The organism is Salinicola sp. MH3R3-1 (genome assembly GCF_001937155.1).
In the GTDB taxonomy this organism is placed as follows: domain Bacteria; phylum Pseudomonadota; class Gammaproteobacteria; order Pseudomonadales; family Halomonadaceae; genus Salinicola; species Salinicola halophyticus.
In genome coordinates this window covers 286,413-312,801 of the sequence record NZ_MSDP01000001.1, presented here as the reverse complement: position 1 = coordinate 312,801, position 26,389 = coordinate 286,413, and the positions used below count along the sequence as shown (strand labels likewise).

The following is a 26,389-nucleotide window of genomic DNA, read 5'->3' as shown; positions in this document are numbered from 1 at the left end:
ACGCGCCGGGACAGGGTACGAAAGTCTACACACAGAATTGCTAGCTGCCTATTCTTTGCCACCTAAGCCACCGATTGACCAGCACTATCAGACACGGGTCATACCGTGCACAGTATCGATCAGTCGCTCGATACCCGCCGTCGCGTTCTCGCGCTGCCAGGCGTTACGCCCGAAGATCACCCCACGCGCACCGTTGTCCAGGGCATCGCGGGTAAAGCGCGCCAACGCCTCGTCGTCGTTCATCGCCGCCCCGCCCAGCACCAGCACGGGAACCGGACAACTCTGCACCAGGGTCCGCATGTCCTCGGAATCATCGGTATATTGCGCCTTGATCAGATCGGCGCCCAGCTCGGCGGCGATTCTCGCGACTCGCGCGATCCGTTCGGCGTCGAGGCGACCCTCCTCGCGGCTCCCCCACACCACCGCTTCGACGATCAGCGGCAACCCGATCGCTTCACATTGACGCGCGGCTTCCGCCACCGCCTCGAGGTTGTCGGCCTCCCGCCTGGGATCGTCGTAACCGGATATCAGGCACATCACCGCCGCGTCCGCCCCCATCGCCTGGGCCTGGGCCGGCGTTGCGATCATACGGTGATACTCCTCCCCGGCGAGCATGAAGTCGCCCACCATGGGGTAGTCGATTCGCAGCACCACCCTGGGCGCCCGACTGTCGGCGAACAGATCCCCGCAGGACTTGAGCACGCCCGGCGACAGCAGTACCGCCTCCGGCCTGGCCGCGACGATGGCCTCGCAGGTAAGCCGCGCATCGATCGCGTGCGCGACCGGCCCCGCCAGCAGCGTCCGATCAAACGCAACCATGCAGCTCAACTGCGTGTCGCGGCGGAACAATCGCCCGGTCCGCAACCCACTGGAAGAAAAGACGGTCGTCATGGCGAGTTCTCCTGAAAAGACGACTCTGCCGGTGTCAGCGAGACGCCGTGTGCGTGCATGGCGACGTCTCTAGCCCGTTCGATTTCACTGCCTCGGCGCGCATCCGACCATCCCAGCGCGACACCGCAGAGCGCGGCCACCTCGTCGATCACTGCGCCGTCCAGCTGGCCGGAGAGCGCGATCGGCAAGCGCCGGAACAGCACATCGGCCAGATGTTCGACGCGCTCGAAGCGGCAGACGAAATCGATCTCTCCTTCACGATAGTCGACCAGCGAATCCAGCGGGCGCTGACGAGAGAGGCCATCGACACCGATCCGTTCACAGTGACGTGCCACCGCGTCGCCACGTGTTCCGTAGCGCGCCAGCAGTACGATTGCGCGGCCACGATCTCCATCACAGAGTTCGGTGACGCGGACCAGCCACATCTCGCGTGCCGCCGCATCTCGGGGGTAATCCTTCCCCCCGCCGATCGCCAGCTGGCGGGTATCGAGCTCGCGACGCCGGCCCAGTCTGGCGAGCACGTCGTCGGCGACCTCCTCAGCGAACCCTCGAAAGGTGGTCCATTTGCCGCCGACCAGCGACAGCACCGGCCAGTCGTGGATGCGGTCCTCGACGATGGCGTGATCGCGGCTGATCTGCCCCGGATCGGCGGCGTCGCTACGTGGCAGCGGACGCACCCCGCTATAGCGATAGCGGACCTGTTCGGGGCCGATCGGCACGTCGGGAAACAGATAGCGCACCGCCTCGAGCATATAGTCGCGCTCGTCGTCGTCGCAGACGGCCCGATCGGGATCGGTACAGCGAATGTCGGTGGCGCCGACCAGCACGTGATTCATGAACGGATAAATCAGGCAGATGCGCCCGTCCGGGGTGCCGAAGTAGATCATACGGCCGTCGAGTTGATCGCGAACCTGCGGCACATCGACGATCAGATGCCCGCCCTTGGTGCCGCCGATGTGCTGCGTTCTGCGCCCCAACTGACGGTTGATCTCGTCGATCCAGGCGCCGCCGGCATTAACGATGATCTGCGGTCGCACCGTGAAAGCGTTGCCCTCTTCATCCTCGAAATTTACCGTTCCACTGTCGGCGCCGATTAGATCGACGTGGTTGAGTGCCATCGCCCCGCGATGGGTTCGGCAGCCGTCGTCGATCAGCTCGAACCCGAGGCGCTCGGCCTGACTGATCGCCGCGTCGTAATAGGTGTGCAGCGCGCGAACGTCGCGACGGATATCCGGCAGCGACTGATGCACCCTGCGGCCCAGCGTCAGCGAGTGACGCGGCATGCTGCGAAAATGACGCCCGAAGAAGTCATAAAGCGTCAGCCCCAGCTCACTGATCAGAATGCCACGGTCATCGATCTTCGCCGGACGACGAAAGAAACGCTGAATCGACGGCCAGATCCCGCCGAACCAGCTGTGCGTCGGCATCGCGGTGCGCAGCGGATGCACCACGTGGGGCGCATTGCGCAGTAGCAGATTACGCTCGCGGGTCGACTGCGCCACCAACCGGAACTCGCCGGTCTCCAGATACTTGAGGCCACCGTGGATCAGCCGCGACGGCGCGGCGCTGGCGCCGGCACAGAAGTCCTGCTTGTCGACGATCAGGACATCGACCCCCTGCAGCGCCAGGTCGCGAAACAGGCCGGCACCGTTGATGCCGGCACCGATGATCAGTACCGACACCGAGGGATCGGCACGCAGACGTTCCAGCGTCTGCCGACGACTCAACGGTGGTGGATTCAAGGGTTGCGTCATCGGGTGGCTCCCGGTTGCGGCATGGATTCGCTCGAGGTAGCGGACGAATTCGAAGACGTGGCCTCGGCGTCGAGCATCGTCCACAGCGACCGCATCCCCTCGACCAGCCGCTGATAACGCTTGAAGCCCTGCTGACATTCGGCCTGGCGCTCTTGATCCGGCAGGTAACGATGGCCGACCTCGCAGAGCCGAGCCGCTGACTCGATCGAGGGAAAGACTTCGGCGGCCACGCCCGCGCAGATCGCGGCGCCCCAGGCGGCAGCCTCGTGAATCCGCGACGTCTCCAGCGGCCGCCCCAGCGAATCGGCGAACAGCTGGGCCAGCCGCGGCGAGTGACTGCCGCCGCCGGTGATACGGACGCGGTCGATATTGAACGTCGACGCCAGCGCATCGACATGAACGCGGTGGTTGAATACCACGCCTTCCAGAATGGCGCGCAGCACGTGGCCCCGATCGTGCCAGCCCTGGAGGCCGAACAGCCCGGCGCTGGCGGGTTCGTCGTAGGGCGAGCCGTAAAGGAACGGGTGATAGACCAGTCGTGACGAGCTGCGGAATGCAGCGTCGAGCGCCGCCTCCATGTCGGCGAGAAAGGCACCGGTGCCGCCATCGCCGGGCTGTCCCCATTGGCGATGGAACCATTCTAGATTGCTCGAGGAGGCCGGCGAGATCGCCATGTTGAGCCACTGACCCGCACGCAGACCGTTGCGCGTCGCCCAGCGCGGATCGGGCTTGGGTGCGTCGGAGAAGACCTCGTTGATACTAAAGGTGCCGGCCGCGATGGTCAGCGTATCCGACGCGATATTACCCAGGCCCACCGCGCTGGCCGTGACGTCGTGCAGCCCCGTCGCCACCGGCGTGCCCGCCGTCAGCCCGGTGGCACGGGCAGCCGCCTCGCACACACGCCCGGCAATCTCGTCGGACAGGCGAACGTCCGGCAGCGCCTCGAACACGGATTCGATACCCAGCATCGTCAGCGCCTCTCGGCTATAGCGTTGGGTATTGACGTCGGTGTAACCGGTGCTGGCTTCGGTGAAATCGGTGGACAGCTCGCCGGTCAGCTTGAATCGCAACCAGTCCTTGCAGGTCAGCACGTGCCCGAGCGCCGCAAACCGTTCGGGCTGATATTGCTGCATCCACGCCAGCAACGTCACCGGCGAGAACGCGAAAGGCATCTGACCGATACGGGCCAGCGCCTCCTCGCGCACCCCCTCGCGGCACCAGCGCTCGACGATACCCGCGGCGCGGCTATCCAGGGAGGTAATGGCATGACCGAGCGGCCGGCCCTCCCGATCGAGCGGATAGAGCCCGTCGCCATGGCCGGTGACACCTACTGCCACAATATCGCCGCCATTCAGCTCGGCGTTCGTCAGCGCGGCGCGTATCGCCTGGGCGGCGCTGGACCAGGCCGCCGTCATATCGCGCTCGACCCAGTGCGCTTTAGGGTGTTCGAGTCGAGAATCCTCCCGTCCGATCCCCACGACGGTGCCCTGGAGATCGAAGATCACCGCCTTGGTGGAGCTGGAACCGCCATCTAGCCCCAGCAGATAACCGCGCGACATGACTGTCTCCTGTTGACGGCGCTGCCCCTGACGCGATCAGCACCTTGTACGGTCATTTCTAACACTTTGTTGAGATAAAACGACGTTAGACGTTAGTGTTAAAGATCGCGCAAATACCAATCTAATCTTTCATTTTCAATGAACTAGAAACGCATCGCTAAAAGCAGATAACTGCCGCGACCAAAGTCATACGGCGAATCGTCACTTTTTGATGTTATGTCTAAAGGGATCATTCACGCCCTCGACATGACCGGAGCACGCCCGATGCCCGACTCTCGCCTTTCTCTACCCAAGGACATGCATGCCGTGGTCTGCCGCGGACCCGGCGACTATCGTCTCGAGCGCATGCCAACGCCTCGCCCCGGCCTTAACGAGCTGGTGCTCAGGATTCAGGCCTGCGGCATCTGCTCGAGCGATCTCAAATGTCGCGACGGCGCCGCGATGTACTGGGGTGACGGCGATCGCTTCGCGCCCTTCGTCAAGCCGCCGATGATCGTCGGCCACGAGTTCGCCGGTGAGGTAGTCGCCCTTGGCGAAGGCGCCGCTGAACACTTCAACGTCGAGTTGGGCATGCGCGTGGTGCCGGAACAGATTCTGCCCTGTCGACAGTGCTTTTATTGCCAGCGCGGCCACTACTGGATGTGCGAGGTGCACAACATCTTCGGCTTCCAGGGCGGCGTCGCCGACGGTGGAATGGCGGAATACCTGCGCGTGCCGGCCAACGCGGTGCTGCATCGGGTCGATCCTCGCCTGAGCGTCGAGGACGCCGCCTTCCTCGAGCCGCTGGCCTGCGGTATCCATGCGGTCAATCGCGCCGAGATCCAGTTCGACGATACCGTGGTGATCGCCGGCGGCGGACCGATCGGCCTGGCGATGGTGCAGCTCGCCAGACTCAAGACGCCCAGACAGCTGATCTTGGTCGACACCCATGACGAGCGTCTGGCACTGGCTCGCGACTATGGCGCCGATCACGGCTTCAACCCCCATCGCGACGATATCGCCAGGGAGATACGCGCCTTGACCGGCGGCTACGGCTGCGAGGTCTATATCGACGCTACCGGCTCGTCGAGCGGGGTGATCCAGGGTCTGGAATCGCTGCGCAAGCTCGGCCGTTTCGTCGAGTTCAGCGTGTTCAAGGAACCCACTACCGTCGACTGGTCGACGATCGGTGATCGCAAGGAGCTGGATATTCGCGGCTCGCACCTATCACCGCACACGTATCCGGTGGCGATCGACCTGCTGGCTCGCGGGTTGGTGACGACCCGCGGCCTCGTCACCCATCACGTGCCCCTGGCCGATTTCGAACGCGGCTTCGAGATCGCCGCCCAGCGTGATTCGATCAAGGTCGTGCTGACGACGGGAGCGTCATGACCTCGCTCGAAACCGTGCCGCCTCGACCCACGACGAGGGGCGCAACAGCACGTCGCCAGGCGATGCTGGACTACATCATTCAGGCCGGCTCGGCCCAGGTCGACGAGCTGGCCGCGCGCTTCGCCGTCAGCCGCATGACGGTGCATCGAGACCTCGATGCGCTTTCCGAACAGGGCATGGTCAACAAGCAGCACGGCGGCGTTACCACTCGCTCTTCCAGCGTATTCGAGAGCAATTTCGCGTTGCGATCGCACATCGCCACGCGGGAAAAGCAGGCGCTGGCGCGCGCGGCGCTGGAGGAGATCGCGCCGGGCGAAGCGGTGATGCTCGATGACTCAACTACCGCCAGCGAGCTGGCCTCGCTGCTACCGGCACTCGAGCCGCTCACCGTCATTGCCAATGGGCTGGAAAGCATCGATCGGCTCAAATACTCCAGCGGCATCAAGCTGATAACGCTAGGCGGCGACTATCAACCGCGCTTCAACGCGACCTTCGGCCTGCTCTGCGAGCAGACCCTCGCCAATCTGCGCGCCAATGTCGCGATCCTGTCTGCCTCGGCGATCCTGGGTACCACCGCCTACGTGCAGGATCCTGCCGTGACCCAGATCAAGCGCGCCCAGATGGCGGCTGCCGAACGCCGAATCCTGCTGGTGCATAGCGCCAAGTTCGGCCGCAGCGCGCTGCACCGACTGGCCGATCTTGCGGAATTCGACCTGGTGTTGATCGATGAAGGCCTCGCCGCCGAGCATCGCCGCGAGCTGGACGACGCCGGCATCCGCTACCGCTTGATCAGAATTTTGTAGCGAAGCCCACGAACGGAATCGCCGCGAGCCAGAGGCCCGCGGCGGTGTCGTCTCAACAGAACCTGACATGTTCAGCAGAGCATCACTGCTCCAGCACGAACGGCGACGTGTACTTGTCGACATTGTCCGGGGTGATCAGCAGGCAATCATAGAGCTTCTTCTCGCCGTCGATCCCGGTTTCACCGGTATTGATGAACTTGTCAGCCATGCGCACGGCGTCTTCGGAGAAGATCGCCACCGGCTGCAGCACGGTATACGCCAGTTCGCCGGCCTTGATCGCATCGACCGCATCGGGCGAGCCGTCGAAGCCGCCGACAACGATACCATCCAGCTTGCCGGCTTCCTTGAGGGCAGAGATCGCGCCCAGTGCCATCTCGTCGTTGCCGCTCATCACGCCCTGAATATCCGGGTGCGCCTGCAGCAGACTCTGCATCTTGTTGTTGCCCTGAGTCCGATCCCAGTTGGCGACATCCTCACCGACCTTCTTGAGGTCCGGATACTGGCTCAATACGGTTTCATAGCCGTTGGAACGCGTCGCGGCGTTGTTGTCCGACGGCGCGCCTTTCAGCTCGACGTAGTTGGCCGAGTCGCCGACCGTCTGGACCCACTGCTGCGCACCCATTGCCGCGCCCTGGGCATTGTTGGAAACCAGCTGCGCCTTGGCCAGCCCCTGTTCGTTGATTTCGGCATTGACCAGGAACACCGGAATGCCGGCGTTGACGGCCTTGCGCACCGCCCCGACGGACCCATCGGCGTTGGCGGGGTCGAGAATGATCGCCTTGGCCTGATTGGTGATCGCGGTATCGATCTGGCGGCTTTCGGTATTGGTATCCCCTTTATGGGCGCTGACATTGGCCTCGTAACCCAACTCTTCCGCGGTTTCACGGGCGATCTTGCCCTCCGTGAACCAGTAAGGGTTGGAGGTGTCGTTGACGATGATCGAGATCAGCCCCTTGTCCTGCGCCATAGCAGTGCCGGCGAGTAGTGGCGCACTCACGGCGAGGGCGGCGATCAGCAGGCGTTTTCCTGTCTTGAACATGATGAATCACCCTTCTGTTGCGGTTGTGTTTGTATAGCTGGTGTTGCTCTGGCTCACATTGATTGGAATCGCATCGATCAATGCTGTGTTGCCGGCTTGCCGGCGGTACTTTCCGCCTCGCTCGTCACGCGTGCGGCGTCGGCGTTCGAGGACGGAGAAGAAGGATTGGCAGGCGCCCCGGGATTCGGCGATCCCGGCTCGGAAACCTTGTCGACGCGCTTCTTGCGCCCGCTGTACTGAATGCTGTTGAGCAGAACCGCCAGCACGATCACCGCACCGGTGAACACGGTCTGCCAGTAGGAAGAAACGCCGATGATGACGAGACCGTCGGAGAGAAAGCCGATCACGAAGGCGCCGAGCAGCGTGCCGCGCACGTTACCGCGGCCGCCGGTCAGCGCCGCGCCGCCGATGACCACGCCGGCAATGGCCGTCAGTTCGTAGGTGGTGCCGGCGGTCGGACCGGCGGAAGTCAGCTGGGACGACAACACCAGGCCGGCGATGGCCGCGCAGATGCCGGAGAGCACGTAGACCGAGACCTGTACTCGCTTGACCGGCACACCCGAGAGTTCGGCCGCCCGTGCGTTACCCCCGGTGGAGTAGACCCAACGCCCGAAAGGCGTACGGGATAGCGCCAGCAGCGCGACGATCGCCACCACCGCCAGGATCAATACCCCCACCGGCACGCCGAACAGGCGATTGAAACCCAACCAGTCGAAGCCGGTATTGCCGAGCTCCGCGCTGCCGCCGAGGTTGTTGTAGGTCAAACCGTCGGTCATCAGCAGCGCCACGCCGCGAGCGACATAAAGCAGCCCCAGCGTCGCGACGAAGGCCGGCACCTTGAAGTAGGCGATCAGCACGCCGTTGATGGCGCCGATGAACGCGCCGACCGCGCAGGTCAGGATGACCACCACCCACACCGGCGGATAGAGCGTGACGCCGAACATGTCGAAGCTCACGCCCTGCATCAGAAAGCCCGCGACCACCCCGCACAGTCCCAGCGTCGAGCCCACCGACAGATCGATACCGCCGGTAAGAATGACCAGCAGCATGCCGATCGACAGCAGCCCGAAGATCGCCACGTGGGAGGACATGGTCAGGAAGTTGCTGGTCGAGAAATAGACCGGCGACAGCGACGAGAAGATGATGATGATCGCGATCAGGGCGAAAAAGGCTCGCCCTTCGAGCAGCAGGCGCCCCAGATCGAAGCCACCCCGTTGGCGCTCTGCCGCTTGGCTGTGTTTGGACATATCAAAACTCCGTTCGAGAAAAGGCGCTAACGTGTTCTTTCAGGCGACCACCGCTTCGCCGGAGGCCGCCATGATCTGCTCCTTGGAAGCGTCGGCGCCGAATTCGGCGGCGATACGCCCACGACTCATCACCACAATCCGGTGGGCAATGCTCAGACATTCGCCGACTTCGGAAGTAGAGAAGACCACCGCAAGCCCCTTTTTGGCCGCCCCTTCCGCCAGCAGCTTGAACACCTCGGCCTTGGCACCGATATCGATGCCGCGGCTCGGTTCGTCGAGCACCACCACGCGCGGATGCGTCGCCAGCATCTTGCCGATAACCACCTTTTGCTGGTTGCCGCCGGAGAGCGAGCCGATCTCGGCACTGGGGCCGTCGGTCTTGATATGGACGTTGGCGATCGACTCGTCGACCACACCGCGCTCGCGGTTTCCCGACGTCAGCAGCCAGCGAGTGAACGCCTTGATGCTGGCCAGCGACAGGTTCTCGCCCACCGACATGGTCTGCACCAGGCCATCTCGCTGGCGATCTTCCGGCACCAGCACCAGCCCCTTGGCGATGCGCTCGGCGATGCTCAGGTGCGAGACGTCCTCGCCTTCCAGCACCACTCGCCCGCCGCTCAGCGGCACGCGACCGGCGACGCACTCGAGCAGCTCGGTGCGCCCGGCGCCCATCAACCCGTAAATGCAGACGATCTCGCCGGCACGGACGTCCAGCGACAGATGATCGACCACCGAGCGATCCGGCACGGCGGTGTCGGCGATGCTGACGTCGTCGAGCGACAGCGCTATCTCGCCCAGGGCATGACCGGTCGGCGGCGAGCCGAGATCGAAGTTCTCGCCAACCATGTTGCGCACGATCCACTCCAGATCGATGTCCGCCCGTCTGGCATAGGCGGTCATCACGCCGTCACGCAGCACCACTGCGTGCTCGGTGATGAGCAGCGCCTCTTCCAGGTGGTGGGAGATATAGACGATCGATACCCCACGGCTCTTGAGGTCGCGAATCACCCGAAACAGGACCTCTACCTCGGTCGCCGACAGCGCCGAGGTCGGCTCGTCCATGATCAGGATGCGGGAATTCACCGATAGCGCACGGGCAATTTCGACGATCTGCTGCTGGCCCAGGCGCAGATCCTCCACCGGCGTCAGCGGATCGATCGGCTCGTCGAGTTCTTCCATCAAGGCGCGGGTCTGACGGGCTTCCTCGGCATAGTCGATGCCCATTGCCCCCTTGATCTCGCGCCCCATGAAGATGTTGTCACGGACGCTGAGATTGGGCGCCAGGCTCAGCTCCTGATGGATGATCGAGATTCCCAGACGCTGGGCATCGGTCGTCGAGGAAAAGCGCACCGGCTCGCCCTCCAGCAGAATCTCGCCGGAGGTCGGCTGCATCACGCCGGAGAGGATTTTCATCAACGTCGACTTGCCGGCGCCGTTTTCGCCGAACAGCGTGGTCACCTGGCCCCGGTAGACATCGAAGTTGACCGTCTTGAGCGCCTGCACGCTACCGAACGACTTGGCGACATCCCGCGCCGACAGCACGATGTCGTCGGCGGGTTCGCTTACAGGCGCGGGCTGGATGGGAGATGAAGGCATCATTCCACCTCCAGACTGACGGGCGTCACCTGCCAATTCTTGGGATTGATCAGCTTGAACACCCCGGTCACGCTGACGCTCTTGCCCTCGAGGTTGGCCGTGTCCACATCCGCCAATACCGCTTTCTTCATCGCATCGTTGATCGACGCGCCCGCATTCTGATACTCGATCTGGTTGGTGAACTCGCCGAACGATATCTCGCCGGTAGCATCGCGCAGGTCGGTGCCGTTGATCGCCGGGCCGGTCTGCACGCGAATGGTGATGTCGTCTGACACGCCGTCCACGCTGACCGGATAGATGCCGGAACGAGCTTCGCCGAAAGTGCCGGTGAACGTGACCGGCACCACCGGTCCGAAACCTTCGCCAACACCATATTTCTGCCCCGCCGCGGTGGAGTCATCGAGAACGGCCGACGCCAGCTCACTGGCCTCGACCGCACGCTCCTCGACGCTGGCCTGGATGTCGGGGAAATGCTCGCCACCGTAGGTGTCCGCCGAGAAACCACCCTCGAGCGCCGCTTCCGAGCCGATCTCGACCACCTTGGTATCCCAGGCCATTACAGCCAGCACCACGACCACGCAGGCACCGATGATCAGACGTCCCTTCAGCTTGTTCGGCGCCGCTGGCCGACTGGCAACTGCTGCACTCATGAAAAGCGTCCTCTTTTGCAAACCTGTCGGCTCAAGGGATCAGCACGATCTTCAAGGACTTCGAACCGCTCTTCATCAGCTCGAACCCTTCCTCATACTTCTCCAGCGGCAGCTTGTGGGTCACCACGCCGTCGGTGGGATAGTCGCCGTTGCGAATCCCCTCGATCACCAGCGGGTAGCAGTACGGACCCAGGTGCGATCCCAGCACGTCGAGTTCCTTGCGATCGGAGATGATGCTCCAGTCGACGCTGACCGGATCCTTGAACACGCTGAACTCGACGAAGCGCCCCAGCTTTCGGATCATCGACAGGCCCTGCTCCACCGACTTGGGATGCCCGGTCGCCTCGATATAGACGTCGCAGCCGTAGCCGTCGGTCATCTCCTTGATGATCGAGACCACGTCATCGCGCTTGGGGTTGAGGGTCAGATCGGCGCCGAACTTCTTGGCCAGTTCCAGGCGATCGTCGAACAGGTCCAGCACGATCAATGTCTCGGCACCCGATTTCTTGGCCGCACCGACCATGCCCAGCCCCAGCGTACCGGCGCCGGAAAGCACCACCACATCGCCCAGCTCGATTCTGGCGCGCTGCACCGCATGCAGCGAGCAGGCGTAGGGCTCGATCAGGATCGCCTTCTCCAGCGGCAGTTCCTCGGGGACGTGATAATTGATCGCCTCCTTCGTGAACTTCATGTACTCGGCCATACCGCCGTTGACGTTGTTCTGGAAGCCGTACAGGTCGTGCTTTTCGCACATCCAGTACTGACCCCGACCGCAGAAGCGACAGTTCCAGCACGGCACGATCTGTTCGGAGATCACACGATCGCCAACTGCATAGCCTTCAACCTGAGCGCCGACCTTGACCACCCGCCCGATGAACTCGTGCCCCGGGATCATCGGCGCCTTGATATAGGCCGGCTGGGTCTCGTCACCCCAGAAGCTGGGCGCGCCATCGTAGGACTTGATGTCACCGGCGCAGATGCCACATCCCTCGACCTTGATCAGAATTTCCTTGTCATCGATCTCGGGAACCGGCACTTCCTCATAGCGATAATCGTTGGGCGCATAGGCGACCACCGCCTTCATCGTCTTGGGGATATCGCCAGCGGGAGTCGGCTGCGTGAATGTAACGGTAGATTCGCTCATGGGGCCTCCGGAAAACACATGATCAAACTTCGGTCATATGTTTTTAGCCTTATCTTGACCATGACATCAATAGCTAGCCCTCTAAGACTTTAGCCAAAGTTATTTTTTAATCATATAAAACAGTGATTTATTCTATGTTCTAAAAAGACATGAGACTAAAGTCATTGGTCAAAATTTGATCTAGGCAAAATAAAAACAAATTCAAATTGGTACAAAAAAGAACCGATATCGATCATATGAACAATTTCAAGAAAAAGGCGCCTCATCGGGCGCCCTGACTGCGAAAATCCTCCTCAGCGATGATCCCGTTCGTAGGCCTCGATCCGATCCACCTTGGGTTGTGATCTCCCGCCCGGGTCGAACTCGTTGCTGAGAAACGATTCGGCGATCGTCTTGGCCAGCTCGATGCCGATGACGCGAGCGCCCATGGTGACAATCTGGGCATCGTTACTCTTGCGCGCGCGCTCCGCCGAGTAGGTATCGTGGGCCTGTGCAGCGCGGATCCCCGGCACCTTGTTGGCCGATATCGCCACGCCGATACCCGTGCCGCACATCAGAATGCCGCGATCGTAGCGCCCCTCACCAATCGCTTCCGCGACAGCGATCGCGATATCCGGATAGAGCACCGGCTTCGCGTCATGAGTTCCAAAGTCCTCGACCTCGTGCCCCAGGGATCTGACGTGCTCGATCATTGCCTGCTTCATTTCATAGGCCGCTTCATCACACCCCAGCGCCACTCGCCATTTCTGTGCCATTACTCACCCTCCCATGCCGTCAACGGCGTCGATTGCCGATGGGACATCATAGCGGCACGCCGATCATATGAACAACACGCATCCATATGGGCAAATAGTAGTACTCCAAAAGAGAAAATCGTGCTCTTGGAAAGCGCCGAACGGCACTATTCAGGCTGACGCCGTGAATGAATTCGCTCTAGCCCACCGTTCACTTGTCCACCAAAGTCGCATATCGCGTGGGATTGCCGTCGCTATGATGATCGCTATCGCCGCGCAAAACCAAATGCGCACAACAAGATCATATTTTCATCAGGCGGTGGCGCCAGGACGATCCTGAGCCGCTCAGCCTGGCATTCACCCAGTTGCCGGGAGCGTCGGCCATGACACGTCTTTACAACGATCCTGTGAATTTCGTCGATGAAGCCACCGAAGGATTCGTCGCCGCGCATGCGCAGCGCGTCTGTCAGATCCCCGGGGGGGTCATCCGCAGCACTCGCAGCGAACCGGGAACCGTTGCCGTCGTCATCGGCGGCGGTTCGGGACACTACCCCGCCTTCGCCGGTCTGGTCGGCCAGGGCCTGGCGCACGGCGCGGTCATGGGCAACCTGTTCGCCTCACCCTCGGCGCAGCAGGTCTACAACGTCTGCAAGGCCGCCAACAACGGTGCCGGCGTGCTGCTCAGCTTCGGCAATTACGCTGGTGACGTGCTGCATTTCGGTCAGGCGCGGGAACGCCTGATTCGCGAGGGTATTCCCTGCGAGATCGTCGCCGTCATCGACGACGTTTCCAGCGCCAGTCAGGATGAAATTCACAAGCGGCGCGGCATCGCCGGCGACTTGACCGTGTTCAAGATCGCGGCGGCGGCCGCAGAGGCGGGTTATTCGCTCGAAGAGGTCGTGCGCATCTCGCGCGCCGCCAATTTCCGCACGCGCTCGATGGGCGTGGCGTTCGATGGCTGTACCTTGCCGGGGGCGAAGGATGCCCTGTTTCATGTGCCATCGGGCAAGATGGCGGTCGGCCTCGGCATTCACGGCGAGCCGGGCATCAGCGAGCAGGACGTGCCCACCGCCGACGCCCTGGCGGAACTGCTCGTCTCGCATCTCCTCGACGAGATCCCCGAGGGGATCGACAGTGCCAAGGGCGCCAGAGTGTCGGTGCTGCTCAATGGGCTGGGTTCGATCAAGTACGAAGAGCTGTTCGTGGTCTATCGCCGGGTTCACCAACTCCTTGGCGATGCGGGGCTCGAGATTGTCGAGCCGGAGGTCGGCGAGCTGGTGACCAGTCTCGACATGGCAGGCGCATCGTTGACGCTGTTCTGGCTTGACGACGAACTGGAGCGGCTGTGGAAAGCCCCCGCGGACGCCCCGGCCTATCGCAAGGGCAGTCTCGAAGCAGCGCCGCCGATCGATGCATCCCAGCTCGATATTCCCGACGCCGACGCCATTCCGCCGGCGAGCGAGTCATCGATCGCCGCGGCCCGCTGCCTGTATAGCGCCTTGAGCGCGACGCGCAAGATCATCGATCAGAACGTGGAAGAGCTCGGCCGTCTGGACGCCATCGCCGGCGACGGCGACCACGGCATCGGCATGCAGCGCGGCGTGGTGGCGGCCGAACTGGCGGCCGAGGACGCCGTCAGTCGCAACGCGGGCGCCGGCACGCTGCTACGCTTGGCGGCAGAGGCGTGGTCGGATCGCGCGGGCGGCACGTCCGGCGCCATCTGGGGCGTCATGCTCAACGCACTGAGCGTGACGCTCGGCGATGACGACGAGCCGACACCGGCGCTTTATGCGCAGGGCATCACCAAGGCCAAGGACGACGTCATGGCGTTCGGCAAGGCCAAACTGGGCGACAAGACGCTGGTCGATGCGCTGGCACCGTTCAGTGAAACGCTCGAACGCGCCGTTGCCGAGGGAGAAACACTTCCGGCCGCCTGGGCCAAGGCCGTCGAGGCGGCTGACAATGCCGCCAAGGCCACGGCCGATCTGAAGCCCAAGCTGGGACGAGCTCGACCACTGGCGGAAAAGAGTCTGGGTACCTCGGACCCCGGTGCGGTATCGCTCTCGCTGATCGTCGCTGCCGTCCAGGCCGTCATCGATCAGCGCTGAACGTACCGGCCAGGCGCGAGCCGTCTGACCGCGAACTGTCCAGCCACGAACTGGATAGCCACGAACCGGGCGATGTCACCACCGGTTCGTGGTCAATCAAGAGCGAGTATCCCGAGAACGTCATGGCCAAACTCCCGATCACCTTGGGTATCAGTTTCAAGATGTATTTCGGCTACGCCCAGACAGTCAGTTGGTGTCGCCAGATCGCTGACAAGGTTGCCCCTCACCCGGCCATCCAGGATGGCCGGGTGTCGCTTTTCGTGCTGCCCAGCTTTCCTGCCCTGCCACCGGTGCTCGAGTGTTTTGCCGATACGCCCATCGGCGTCGGCGGCCAAAACCTGTATCAGTCGCCGCACGGTGCTTATACTGGAGAGGTGAGTGGTGCCATGCTGGCCGAAATGGGCTGTCGATATGTCGAGATCGGCCACGCCGAACGGCGGCGTCTGTTCGGAGAAGATGCCCACGTCGTCGCCGCCAAGACCCAGGTGGCACTGGCACACGGTTTGGTTCCGGTGCTGTGTATCGGCGAGGCCGATCATGGCGATCCGTTCGAGGCCATTGCCGACTGTCGCGAACAGATCGATTCGGCGCTGTCCTTGGCGACGCCGGCACAGCGCTCGCAGCCACTGGTGATTGCCTACGAACCGCACTGGGCGATCGGCGCGGCGGAGCCGGCATCACTTGCCCACATTGCAGCGGTCTGTCAGGGCTTGCGCGAACACCTGTCCCGGCATTCATCTGCTACGGTGATCTATGGCGGCAGCGCGGGCTCCGGTCTATTGACCCGGTTGGCAGGACAGGTCGACGGTTTGTTTCTGGGTCGATTTGCCCACGATCCGGCGGCCTTCGAGACCATCGTGAACGAAGCCGCGCTGCTCACATCAAACTAGTCAGTCGCGCTACACTTGAATCAGCTGCGCGGCACTGGTTCATTCAGCTGCGCGGCACTTGTCAGACGTGCAAAACAGGTCAGCGGTATGAGGCCGACCAGCCGCGCTACACTAGGTAGTCGTGTCAAACTGAGAGTCTAGTCGTGTCAAACTGAGAGCCAGATCGCGTCTCGCGCCATTATTTATCCAAGATCTAGGGGATTCGAAAGCCAATGCCATCTCGTCGCCAGCTAGCCAACGCCATCCGTGCGCTTTCCATGGACGCCGTACAGAAGGCCAACTCCGGCCATCCCGGTATGCCGATGGGCATGGCGGATATCGCGGAAGTGCTGTGGAACGATCATCTCAAGCACAACCCGGCCAATCCGGACTGGGAAGATCGCGACCGCTTCATTCTCTCCAACGGTCATGGCTCGATGCTGCACTACTCGCTGCTCCATCTGACCGGTTACGACCTGCCGATGAAGGAGCTCGAGAACTTCCGTCAGCTGGGTTCGAAGACCCCCGGTCACCCGGAACACGGCTACACACCCGGCATCGAGACCACCACCGGTCCGCTGGGTCAGGGCCTCGCCAACGGTGTCGGCATGGCCATCGCCGAGCGCACGCTGGCCGCGCAGTTCAACCGTGACGGTCACGAGATCGTCGACCACCGCGTCTGGGTATTCGCCGGCGACGGCTGCCTGATGGAAGGCATCAGCCACGAAGCCTGCTCGCTGGCCGGTACGCTTGGCCTCGGCAACCTGGTCGTGTTCTACGACGACAACGGCATCTCGATCGACGGCGAAGTCGAGGGCTGGTTCACCGACGATACCGGCAAGCGCTTCGAGGCCTACCACTGGCATGTGATCCGCGATGTCGACGGCCACGATGCCGAACAGATCAGTGCCGCCATCGAAGAAGCCAAGAGCGTCACCGACAAGCCCTCGCTGATCATCTGCAAGACCGTGATCGGCTTCGGCTCGCCCAACAAGGCCGGCAAGGAAGAGAGCCACGGTGCCGCGCTGGGTGAAGACGAAGTCGCCGCCGCGCGCAAACAGCTTGGCTGGGAATATCCGGCGTTCGAGATCCCGGACGAGTACTACCAGGCGTGGGACGCGCGCGACGCGGGCAAGAAGCGCGAAGCCGAGTACGACGAGAAACTGGCCGCCTACGAGAAGGCCCATCCGGAACTCGCCAAGGAGCTCAAGCGCCGCTACAACGGCGAGCTGCCGGCCAGCTTCGACGGCGATGCCCTGATCAAGGCAGCGCAGGAAAAGTCCGAGACCACCGCTTCCCGCAAGGCGTCGCTGGGCGTGCTCAACGAACTGGGGCCGGATCTGCCCGAACTGTTCGGCGGCAGTGCCGACCTGGCGCCGTCCAACCTGACGCTGTGGAAAGGCGCCAAGGCGATCACCAAGGACGACTTCAACGGCGGCTATCTGCACTATGGCGTGCGCGAATTCGGCATGGGCGCGATCGCCAACGGTATCGCCACCCATGGCGGCTTCATTCCCTATGACGCCACCTTCCTGGTGTTCATGGAGTACATGCACAACGCCGTGCGCATGTCGTCGCTGTCGCACACCCGGATCCTCCACGTCTTCACTCACGACTCCATCGGCCTGGGCGAAGACGGTCCCACGCACCAGCCGATCGAACAGCTGGCCGACCTGCGCAATCTGCCGGGCCTGGCCACCTGGCGCCCGTGCGATGCCACCGAAACCACGGCAGCCTGGGTCGAGGGTCTGAAGCGTGAAAAAGGTCCGACCGCGCTGATCTTCTCGCGTCAGGATCTGCCGGCACAGTCGCGTGACGAGGCTCAGTTGAAGAACATCCGTCGCGGTGGCTACGTGTTGAAGGATGCCGAAGGCGGCAAGCCGGAACTCATCCTGATCGCCACCGGTTCCGAAGTGGGCCTGGCAATGGACGCCGCCAAGGAACTCGAAGGCAAGGGCAAGAAGGTTCGCGTGGTTTCCATGCCGTGCACCAGCGCTTTCGACGAGCAGGATGATAGCTATCGCGAGTCCGTGCTGCCCAAAGCGGTCCGCTCGCGTCTGGCGGTGGAAGCGGCCATTCCGTCGACCTGGTACAAGTACGTCGGTCTCGACGGCGATGTCATCGGCATGACGACCTACGGCGAATCCGGCAAGGCCGGCGACCTGTTCAAGCACTTCGGCTTCACCGTCGACAACGTCGTCACGCGTGCCGAGAAGCTGCTGGGTTAATTTTCAGCGTCTGAAAGCTCGAAACGAAGCGCCCGGCCTGTTCGAATCGAATGGCCGGGCGTTTTTCGTTGCGGGGGTCATAAAACGTTCAATCGGGCTTGTCGTCGATTCGTGTCGCTTCGTCCAGACGCAGAATGGTGTGAGCGTTGGTGACGCTGGTCGCCAGCGTATCGATGACACCCGTGCGCAGCGCACCGAGAATGCCGGCCGCCTTGGTATTCTCGGCGGCGATGGCGATGACGTCGGGAATCCGCGCCAGGTCGGTGATCGTCAGGCCGATGACGCGGCCCTGCATCGGCGTCATCGACGGGCGGCCGTAGATGTCGATGAAGTCGTAGCCCATCATGTCGCCGACCGTGCCGGAGAGGCGTGCCTCGGCCGTCTCCTGGGGCGTGAACCAGCCCATCCGCACCATGTTGCTGTTTTCGCTGAGATCGCCGATGCCGATCAGGGCGAGATCGGCGCGCCGGGCACGGTCCAGCGTCTGGCGGATGGTCGGGTTTTCGTACATTGCATCACGCAGCTCGAGATTCTGCACCAGCGCCGGCGCGTAGAGCGTCTCGCTGTCGCCGCCGAACTTGATCGCCAACCGGCGACAGATGTGGTCGGGGTTCATGTACTCCCCCGCCCGCACCGAGCCGCCGATGGCGCAGACGAACGAACACTGGCGCTGACCCTGTTCGAACACGTTGTCCGCCACCGCACCCACGTTGCGGCCCATGCCGACGGCGACGATCGCCCCCTCGCTCAGCTGGCGGGAAAGATGATCGGCCACCAGGCTCGCCACGTTGGCGCGCTGGCCATCGGACTCGGCGTGATCGAGCGCGATCAAGGCGCGCTTGATCCCGAAACGCCGCTTGAGCGCCTGCTCGATTTCCGCACTGACGGCGGGATGCTGACGCACCCTGACATCGACGATCCCCTCCGCCTGGGCGCGCTTGAGCAATCGCCCCGCCTTGACCCGAGAGATCCCCAGCCGATTGGCGATGACCTCCTGCGTTTCCCCCTCGGTGTAATAGAGGGTGGCAATTTCCGTCATCAGGGCAATATCGGCGTTCTCGTTGCGCTCGTTCATGCACGCTTCCATGATTTGAAAAAGATCGAGTCGGTTTGAAAAGGTCGAATTCGGCTCGGCTTGGCCGCCCAACGATACCACAGGCGCCACCGACTCCGGCTTTCTCAGGAGCCAGGAACGGCGTAGACTATCGGCGGATTGCGGTTCGCCGCAGTCGGTTCTCAGGGCGGGGTGAAAGTCCCCACCGGCGGTAATGATGCAGCGTGAAAAGACGCCAGCATCTCAGCCCGCGAGCGCTTGATGGCGTCGCCATCGAGGTCAGCAGATTCGGTGAGATTCCGAAGCCGACGGTGATAGTCCGGATGAAAGAGAACGGTTCCCCTTGCTAGGATTTGAAAACCTAATGACGATCCGGCCGGTTCATCCGTCGCTATCGATGTTTCACCATTGATCGACGCTGTTACCCGCCAGCTCCGACCCCAAGCGGATCCGCAGCCCTGATTCTGGTTAACCAACGTTCAGGAAACGACCATGAATCAGTCCTATCCGCCGCAGCTCTCCTCCCAGACGCTGTCGCAACGCATCGCCTTCATCCGCGCCGACTGGCACGGGGATATCGTCGGTAACTGCCACACCGCCTTTCTGGAAACCGTCGCCGAACGCGGCTTTGCCGTCGATCAGGTCGACACCTTTACCGTCCCGGGCGTGTTCGAGATTCCGCTGCAGGCCAAGCTGCTGGCCAAGAGCGGTCGTTACGCCGCGATCGTCGCCTCCGGATTCGTCGTCGACGGCGGCATCTACCGCCACGATTTCGTCTCCACCGCCGTGATCGATGCGCTGATGGCGCTGCAGGTCGAGCAGGAAGTGCCGGTGCTCTCCGCGGTGCTGACGCCGCATCACTTCCACGAGCACGAAGCGCACACGACCTTCTTCCGCGAGCACTTCCTGACCAAGGGTCGCGAAGCCGCCGAGGCGTGCCTGACGACGATGGAAAATCTCAACCAAGTGCGCAAACTGAGCGCCGATTAAGTCTCTGTCGTCCCGACGCAAAGCGCCCATGCCATCCTCGATGACATGGGCGCTTTTTCGTGACAGAAGCGTCAGCTTTCGACGGTCGGCTGCCGGCGATTGCGCACCCGCAGATAGATCGCGAATGCCACGGAGACCGCGATCAACACCCACAGGAACATCGCGATCGGGCTCTTGGTGAAGAAGATCGAGAGATTGCCGTAGGACTCGATGCTCTTGACGAAGTAGACCTCCGCCGACTTGCCCAGAATGAAGCCGATGATCAGCGGTACCGTCTCCAGCCCGATCTTGTGAGCGACCCAGCCGAAGATACCGAACAGCAGCAGTGTCCAGACATCGAACATGATCCCGTAGTTGATGGCGTAAGCGCCCACCACACACATCATGATGATCAGCGGGTAGAGGATGTACTTGGGTACCTCGATCACCTTGGCGATATGGCGGATCGCGAAGTACATGATCCCGAACATCATCACGTTGGCCGCCAGCAGCGCGATGATCATCAGATACCAGGTATCGATGTTGTTGCCGATGAACAGCGGCCCGACCTGAATACCCTGCAGCGTGAAGGCACCGATCAGGATCGCGGTGGTGGAATCCCCCGGGATGCCCAGCGAAAGCAATGGCACCAGTGCGCCACCGGTCAACGCGTTGTTGGACGATTCCGAAGAGACGATCCCCTGCGGCGCGCCCTTGCCCATCTGGGAAGAGTCCCGCGAGAAGTTCTTCTCCTGGCTGTAAGCCAGCACCGAAGCGGCGCTACCGCCGACCCCCGGCAGAATTCCGATGAAGGTACCGATGCTCGAGGAGCGCACCAGATTGGTCAGTTGGCCCTTGAACACGCTGAACTTGAACTTGGCGCCGCCCTTGAGCGAGATCGGCCCCTGGCCGGTCTCGTCCTTGAACCCTTTCTCGGCATCCAGCAGTACGGTGGTCAGACCGAAAATCCCGATCAGTACCGGCAGCAGCGAGAACCCATCGATCAGGTAGTACTGCATGAAATCGAACATCAACCGCGGCTCGCCATTGCCGCCCTCGGTGATCGAGTAGGTGCCGATCAGGCTCAACCAGACGCCCAGCACGCCGCTGAAGATCCCCATCAGCATGTTGGAGCAGAGTGAAGCAATGACCGTCAACGCCAGCAGGATGATCAGGAACTTCTCGACATAGGAGAACTTGATCGCGAAGTCCGCCAGCACCGGGGCGAAGAAGAACAGTACCGCGGCGCTGAACAGCCCGCCGAAGACCGAGGCGACGATACCGATCTTGAGCGCGCGCTCGCCTTCGCCGCGCCTGGCCATCGGGTAGCCGTCGAACGTGGTGGTGATCGACGATGGCGTACCGGGGATGTTGATCAGTACCGCGGGCACCATGCCGCCCGAGATACCGCCGACGTAGAGCCCCAGCAGCAGCGCGATGCCGTTCTGGAGCCCGAAGGCGTAGGTCAGTGGCAGACACACGGCCACCGCCATGGTGGCGGTCATGCCGGGGATCGCGCCGAAAATGATGCCGATCAACGTTCCCGCGGCGATCAGCCCGAAGAACATCGGCGTGAGATGAGACAGGATATCCATGAGACGAGTCTCCGACGGACAGGGCTAAGAAATCAGGGCAAGGTGATGCGGAACAGCTGCGCCAGCACGTACCACGCCAGCGTCGGCGCAATCAGCGCGTTCAGCACGAGAATGACGAACAGGCGCCGCGTCAGATGATCGACATACAGCAGCGACAACAGAAACACGAACGCCACCGACATGATCAGAAAGCTGTAGCCGGTGTTGGGAAACACGTCGCTCAGCACGCTCATCAGATAGAAGTAGGCCGTCGTCAGGGCCAGCGTGCCGAAGAAACGCTTGTGATCGAACTCGCCCTCGCGCCCGACCAGTACGCGGCCTGCGCGTTTGAGCCCCGGTACCAGCAAGCGGTAGCGGGTGACCACGATCATCGCCAGCAGGATGACCAGGATCCAGGTGATGATACGGGGGAAAAAGAGATGCGATTGGTCGAAGTCGATAGTCACATCGAGCATCGACAGCCATTGGCTTTCCATGGAAAGCGGCTCCTGCGCCGGGTCATCGCCGGCAGTCTCAGTGGTGGAAACGAAGTCGTGCCGGTCGACGACCCTGGTCGACCGGCACGCGGCAGGATCAGCCTTTCAGATTGCTGATGATGGTCTTGTACTCGTCGTTCTTCTCTTTCAGGTAGCTGGCGGCTTCTTCGGAAGGCTTGTAATCAGGCACGAAGAACGAACGCTTCAGCTGGTCCTTGAACTCGTCGTCCTTATAGACCTCAGCGAGCGCATTATCGATGCACTTGATGGCAGCGGGATCCATATCCTTGTTGTAGAGAAGGAAGAATTCCTTATCGAAGGTGAAGTCCTCGTCTTCACTCATCGGCACGCTGGACTTCGGCGTCACGTACTGCAGCAACTGCTCCCGCGTGGTGTCACCCATGCCTTCTTCGTTGGTCTCGGCGATGGTCTTTTCCCGCGCCGTGATCCAGACGAAGCGCATGGCCTTCTGGTCGTCCTCGGGCAGCTGGGTGTACTGCTCGTTGGCCTGGACCGAGCCGTTGATCACATCCACCGCACCGTCGAACAGAAGCTGGTTCTTGTCGGCCTGAGAGCCGGTGTTGACCGCAACGAGGTTGCTCTCCTTGCCCGGATACTTCGCACGCACAGCGTTCTTCATTGCCGTCAGGCCGATCTCGGAAACGCCGCCCGGCTGGATGGCGACCTTCACTTTCTTGCCCTCACCCGCCGCTTCGATGATGTCGCTCATCGACTGATAGGGTGAATTCTTGGGTACCAGGTAGGCATTACCCGGATTGATCGCCACCGTCGGCCCCACGACGAACTTGTCGAAGATGTTCGGATAGCCGTTCACGCCGTAGAGGTTGCCCAGGTAGGCGCCATCGTGAAAGATCATGATCGTGTTGCCGTGGCGACTACGCTCCAACGCCTGGAAGCCGGGCATGACGCCGACGGCGTCGACCTTGGCGTTGATATCGAGCTGGTCGGCCAGCTTGTCGACCACCATGCTGGAGGCCTGATAGGTATCCCCGCCGGTCGACGTCGAACCGATCACCACCCGCAGGTTGCCCGGAATCGGGCAGTCGTCGGCGGCCTGGGCGGAGGCCGATACGCCGATAGCGGCGGTAGCCAGCACGGCCAGGCAGGTCTTGCTCAGAATCGCTTTCATGATGCGTCTCCCTCATACCGTTGTCTCACGGCCGGAGCACGAACCACTGCTCCGCTCTTCCGCAAGATTTAAATGACAGTCCGCAAGATCCAAATGACCGTTCGCAAGATCCAAATGACCGTTCGCAAGATCTCGATGACAGTCCGTAAGATCTAGATGATAGCGTTATCATCGAACACGTCTTGCAAGGTAGAGAAAGCGACTTTGTCAGACAATTCAACTTAAGTCGCCCGACCAAAGTCGCACCCAACGAGCTTTAGCAACTACCTGATATCGAGGCGAAAAAAAGCCCGGCACTAGGCCGGGCTTTTACCGCTGACAACCAACGTCTAACGTCGGACGGTCACGATCAAGCGATCGTCACGTCCTTGGAGAGATAGACGTCCTGAACCGCATTGAGCAGTTCGATACCTTCCTTCAGCGGCTTCTGGAACGCCTTGCGCCCCGAAATCAGCCCCATGCCACCCGCGCGCTTGTTGATGACCGCGGTACGCACCGCCTCACCCAGATCGGAATGGCCCTTGGCGCCGCCACCGGAGTTGATCAGCCCGGCGCGCCCCATGAACGAGTTGGCCACCTGATAGCGGGCCAGATCGATCGGATGATCGCTGGTCAGTTCGCTGTAGACCTTGTCGTGGGTATGGCCGAAACCGATCGCCTTGTAGCCGCCGTTGTTCTCCGGCAGCTTCTGCTTGACGATATCCGCCTTGATGGTCGCCGCCAGGTGCACCGCCTGGCTGGTGAGGTCGGAGGAGACGTGATAGTCGGTGCCGTCCTTCTTGAACTCCGGATTGCGCAGATACGACCACAGCACGGTGACCATGCCCAGCTCGTGCGCGCGCTCGAAGGCTTCGCTGACTTCCTGGATCTGCCGACGGCTATCTTCTGAGCCGAAATAGATGGTGGCACCGACCGCGATGCAGCCCATGTTATGGGCCTGCTCGATCTGCGCGAACATCGTCTGTTCGTACATCGCCGGCAACGTCAGGCTCTCGTTGTGATTGAGCTTGAGCATCATCGGGATCTTGTGGGCATAGCGCCGCGCTACGGACGACAGCACGCCCAGGGTCGAACAGACGCAGTTGCAACCGCCCTGCAGCGCCAGTTCGACGATGTTCTTGGGATCGAAATACATCGGATTGGGCGCAAAAGAGGCCCCGGCCGAGTGCTCGATCCCCTGATCGACCGGCAGAATGCTGAGATAGCCGGTGCCACCGAGACGACCGGTATTGAACAGGGTCTGCAGGTTACGCATCACGTGCGGGCTGCGATCGTTGTCGGAGAACACACGATCGACGAAGTCGGGTCCCGGCAGGTACAGGTCCTCTTTCTTGAAACCCGTGCAGGTGTAGCCGAGAAGGCTATCCGCTTCCTTGCCCAGCAGCTTGGCGATATCGGTCATGTTGCTTTTCCTCTGTACTCAAGATGGGGCATGCGGGGCTCGACCTCGACCGCTTCCCGCCCACCAGCGATGGTTACCCGTTCTACCAAAGAGGGCAAACCGGTAATGGCTGCCCTGGCGTCGCTTTACCGCGTATCGTCACGAGAGGCTGGCATCAGCCCACCCGGTCCGACCACGCGCTTGTCCGTTGCACAAATCCATCGAACAAATCCATTGAACAAGTTCATCGCACAAATTTATCGACAAAATCCGCTGCCGTTTCATGCCACGTCGCTCGGCTTCAGGCCTCCGCTCTCGCAGCGATCCTCGATCAGCGGCCATATCTGCGCCAAGAATAAGCGACAATGCGTCGCAGTTCACGCCCATGCACCATTTCTGCACTGCCTGTTCCCGTCGCCGGGCGCCCTGGCGGGGCTTTCCTAGATTGTCACGTTTCGTATCCGGGCATCGGCTGAAAATCGTCATGGGAAAGTGTTGAGCGCCCGTCATGGCAGATGTCGTCCGGAACCGCACGACGCATTTGGTATGATGCTCGTCTTTCAGCAATCCGAGATTTCTGCGATGTCCGTTCTGCGCGGTTTCCTGTGGCTGCTCGTCTTTCTGATGCTGGGCCAGGCCCTCGTGCGACTGTTTCATATTCCCATGCCCAGCGGCGTGATCGGCATGCTGCTGCTGACGCTATGGTTCGGCTACCGCGGCGGGATGAATGCGGACGTCGTTCGAATCAGTCAGCCGCTGATCGCCATGCTGGCGCTACTGATCATGCCCGGTGTCGTCGAGATATTCTTTGTCGCCGATCAATTTGCCGATCAATGGGCCGCAATTCTCACCGCGTTGATCGTCGGCACGCTGCTCAGCGTGTTGTCGAGTCTGCTGCTGATGCGTCGCTACCTGCCCCAGGGCGCCGCCGAGAGCGACTTGAGGAGCGCCGACCATGAGTGACTGGCTCGGACGACTTGCCCAGCTACCGCAGCAGTGGTTCGAGTCGCCCATCGCCGCCATCACGCTCACCCTTGGCGCCTATTTCATCGGCATTCGCCTGTTCAAGCTGATGCGCAGGCCCAGCTGGTGCCCGCCGATGCTGATCGCGGCGATCATGATTGCCGTGATCATCGCCCTGTTGCCGATCGGCGTGGAGGACTACAACCGGGGGGCTAGCTGGCTGATGCTGCTGCTGGGGCCTGCCACCGTCGCGCTGGCCGTGCCGCTCTATCAGCAGTTGCCGCAGATTCGCGCCCTGTGGAAGCCGATCCTGATGACGCTGCCACTGTCGGCGACGCTGGCCGCCTGCTACGCGGTGATCATCGCCGCCGTCATGGGAGCGCCGGAGAACGTGCTCGCCTCGCTGGCGCCGAAATCGGTGACTTCCCCCATCGCTTTGAGCCTGGCCGAAGAGCTCGGCGGCTCCAGAGCACTGCTGATGGGCGCCCTACTGACCACGGGCGTGACAGCCATTTTTGGCGTGGAGTGGTTGAGCCGGATTCTGCAGATTCGCGACCCGAGACTGATCGGCCTGGCGCTGGGCATCAACGGCCATGCCCTGGGCACGGTCCGCGCCTTCGAGATCAATAGCGTCGCCGGCGCTTTCGCCTCCCTGGGCATGAGCCTGACCGGCGCCTTCACCGCCGTCGTGCTGCCCCTCGTCTGGCATCTCTTCTACTGAACGTCGCGACCGGTCGTCGTTCGAATGGCGCCAAAGCCTGACAGCAGTCCAGATCCCGCTACGCTGTGAGCAGTTCGTCGAATGTTT

The 26,389-nt window shown here is 62.1% G+C and carries 22 protein-coding genes and 1 riboswitch; of the genes, 8 read left to right on the top strand and 14 right to left on the bottom strand.

The features are described from left to right. Positions 1-87 precede the first annotated feature (87 nt). The 3 genes from BTW08_RS01440 to BTW08_RS01430 are packed head-to-tail and all read right to left on the bottom strand — an operon-like array spanning position 88 to position 4,204. Complete coding sequence (locus BTW08_RS01440) at positions 88-891, bottom strand: hypothetical protein (RefSeq protein ID WP_075560717.1); 804 nt, start codon at positions 889-891, stop codon at positions 88-90. Beyond that, positions 888-2,645, bottom strand: a complete 1,758-nt coding sequence (locus BTW08_RS01435) for a glycerol-3-phosphate dehydrogenase/oxidase (protein WP_075560716.1) — start codon at positions 2,643-2,645, stop codon at positions 888-890. Before BTW08_RS01435 ends, BTW08_RS01440 begins: the two co-directional genes overlap by 4 nt. After that, on the bottom strand, positions 2,642-4,204 hold the full coding sequence (locus tag BTW08_RS01430) for an FGGY-family carbohydrate kinase (protein WP_075560715.1): 1,563 nt from the start codon (positions 4,202-4,204) through the stop codon (positions 2,642-2,644). The genes BTW08_RS01435 and BTW08_RS01430 overlap by 4 nt, the downstream gene beginning before the upstream one ends. 264 nt (positions 4,205-4,468) lie before the next feature. Between BTW08_RS01430 and BTW08_RS01425 the strand changes: the two genes are divergently transcribed. Together BTW08_RS01425 and BTW08_RS01420 are read left to right on the top strand one after the other, a co-directional pair. After that, positions 4,469-5,575: an alcohol dehydrogenase catalytic domain-containing protein gene (locus BTW08_RS01425; RefSeq protein WP_075560714.1), complete on the top strand. Its 1,107-nt coding sequence runs from the start codon at positions 4,469-4,471 to the stop codon at positions 5,573-5,575. Continuing rightward, on the top strand, positions 5,572-6,378 hold the full coding sequence (locus BTW08_RS01420) for a DeoR/GlpR family DNA-binding transcription regulator (protein ID WP_075560713.1): 807 nt from the start codon (positions 5,572-5,574) through the stop codon (positions 6,376-6,378). Before BTW08_RS01425 ends, BTW08_RS01420 begins: the two co-directional genes overlap by 4 nt. 82 nt (positions 6,379-6,460) lie before the next feature. On the opposite strand, the gene BTW08_RS01415 is transcribed toward BTW08_RS01420, so the two are convergent. The 6 genes from BTW08_RS01415 to rpiB all read right to left on the bottom strand — a co-directional run bounded on the left by BTW08_RS01415 (position 6,461) and on the right by rpiB (position 12,809). Continuing rightward, positions 6,461-7,417 (bottom strand): D-ribose ABC transporter substrate-binding protein, encoded by a 957-nt coding sequence (locus BTW08_RS01415; protein WP_075560712.1) that lies wholly within the window; start codon positions 7,415-7,417, stop codon positions 6,461-6,463. 77 nt (positions 7,418-7,494) lie between these two features. Continuing rightward, entirely contained in the window at positions 7,495-8,664 is a 1,170-nt protein-coding gene (locus tag BTW08_RS01410; RefSeq protein WP_075560711.1) for an ABC transporter permease, read from the bottom strand. Positions 8,665-8,703: 39 nt separating this feature from the next. Next, entirely contained in the window at positions 8,704-10,260 is a 1,557-nt protein-coding gene (locus tag BTW08_RS01405; RefSeq protein ID WP_075560756.1) for a sugar ABC transporter ATP-binding protein, read from the bottom strand. Beyond that, on the bottom strand, positions 10,260-10,910 hold the full coding sequence (locus BTW08_RS01400; RefSeq protein WP_075560710.1) for a DUF2291 domain-containing protein: 651 nt from the start codon (positions 10,908-10,910) through the stop codon (positions 10,260-10,262). The genes BTW08_RS01405 and BTW08_RS01400 overlap by 1 nt, the downstream gene beginning before the upstream one ends. A 31-nt stretch (positions 10,911-10,941) precedes the next feature. Further along, the gene (locus BTW08_RS01395; RefSeq protein WP_075560709.1) at positions 10,942-12,054 is read right to left on the bottom strand and encodes an alcohol dehydrogenase catalytic domain-containing protein; all 1,113 of its coding nucleotides are present in this window, start codon (positions 12,052-12,054) and stop codon (positions 10,942-10,944) included. Positions 12,055-12,347: 293 nt separating this feature from the next. Then, positions 12,348-12,809: a ribose 5-phosphate isomerase B gene (rpiB, locus tag BTW08_RS01390; protein ID WP_075560708.1), complete on the bottom strand. Its 462-nt coding sequence runs from the start codon at positions 12,807-12,809 to the stop codon at positions 12,348-12,350. A 362-nt stretch (positions 12,810-13,171) separates the two neighbouring features. On the opposite strand from rpiB, the gene BTW08_RS01385 reads away from it, so the two are divergent. From BTW08_RS01385 to tkt, 3 genes are all read left to right on the top strand, one after another. After that, entirely contained in the window at positions 13,172-14,896 is a 1,725-nt protein-coding gene (locus tag BTW08_RS01385) for a dihydroxyacetone kinase family protein (RefSeq protein WP_075560707.1), read from the top strand. Between the two features lie 122 nt (positions 14,897-15,018). Continuing rightward, a complete protein-coding gene (locus BTW08_RS01380; protein ID WP_075560706.1) occupies positions 15,019-15,786 on the top strand; it encodes a triose-phosphate isomerase family protein in 768 nt (255 codons plus the stop codon). 212 nt (positions 15,787-15,998) lie between these two features. After that, positions 15,999-17,993, top strand: coding sequence for a transketolase (gene tkt / locus BTW08_RS01375; protein ID WP_075560705.1), 1,995 nt, complete (start codon positions 15,999-16,001; stop codon positions 17,991-17,993). Positions 17,994-18,081: 88 nt separating this feature from the next. On the opposite strand, the gene BTW08_RS01370 is transcribed toward tkt, so the two are convergent. Continuing rightward, positions 18,082-19,068 carry a sugar-binding transcriptional regulator gene (locus BTW08_RS01370; protein WP_075560755.1) on the bottom strand — a complete coding sequence of 329 codons (987 nt, stop codon included), beginning with the start codon at positions 19,066-19,068 and terminating at the stop codon, positions 18,082-18,084. Positions 19,069-19,221: 153 nt separating this feature from the next. After that, positions 19,222-19,386, top strand: a riboswitch (FMN riboswitch). 153 nt (positions 19,387-19,539) lie between these two features. On the opposite strand from BTW08_RS01370, the gene BTW08_RS01365 reads away from it, so the two are divergent. Beyond that, the gene (locus tag BTW08_RS01365) at positions 19,540-20,037 is read left to right on the top strand and encodes a 6,7-dimethyl-8-ribityllumazine synthase (RefSeq protein ID WP_075560704.1); all 498 of its coding nucleotides are present in this window, start codon (positions 19,540-19,542) and stop codon (positions 20,035-20,037) included. A gap of 71 nt (positions 20,038-20,108) precedes the next feature. Here the strand turns inward: BTW08_RS01365 and BTW08_RS01360 are convergent, their stop codons facing one another. The 4 genes from BTW08_RS01360 to BTW08_RS01345 form a co-directional block, all read right to left on the bottom strand. Continuing rightward, positions 20,109-21,611, bottom strand: coding sequence for a tripartite tricarboxylate transporter permease (locus tag BTW08_RS01360; protein WP_075560703.1), 1,503 nt, complete (start codon positions 21,609-21,611; stop codon positions 20,109-20,111). Positions 21,612-21,643: 32 nt separating this feature from the next. Continuing rightward, positions 21,644-22,087 carry a tripartite tricarboxylate transporter TctB family protein gene (locus BTW08_RS01355; protein WP_075560702.1) on the bottom strand — a complete coding sequence of 148 codons (444 nt, stop codon included), beginning with the start codon at positions 22,085-22,087 and terminating at the stop codon, positions 21,644-21,646. Positions 22,088-22,184: 97 nt separating this feature from the next. After that, positions 22,185-23,237 carry an ABC transporter substrate-binding protein gene (locus BTW08_RS01350; RefSeq protein WP_075560701.1) on the bottom strand — a complete coding sequence of 351 codons (1,053 nt, stop codon included), beginning with the start codon at positions 23,235-23,237 and terminating at the stop codon, positions 22,185-22,187. A 349-nt stretch (positions 23,238-23,586) separates the two neighbouring features. After that, entirely contained in the window at positions 23,587-24,639 is a 1,053-nt protein-coding gene (locus BTW08_RS01345) for a class I fructose-bisphosphate aldolase (protein WP_075560700.1), read from the bottom strand. Between the two features lie 561 nt (positions 24,640-25,200). Here BTW08_RS01345 and BTW08_RS01340 point away from each other — a divergent pair. Both BTW08_RS01340 and BTW08_RS01335 read left to right on the top strand, forming a co-directional pair. After that, positions 25,201-25,581 (top strand): CidA/LrgA family protein, encoded by a 381-nt coding sequence (locus BTW08_RS01340; protein ID WP_075560754.1) that lies wholly within the window; start codon positions 25,201-25,203, stop codon positions 25,579-25,581. Continuing rightward, positions 25,574-26,302, top strand: a complete 729-nt coding sequence (locus BTW08_RS01335) for an LrgB family protein (protein WP_075560699.1) — start codon at positions 25,574-25,576, stop codon at positions 26,300-26,302. Before BTW08_RS01340 ends, BTW08_RS01335 begins: the two co-directional genes overlap by 8 nt. Positions 26,303-26,389 lie beyond the last annotated feature (87 nt).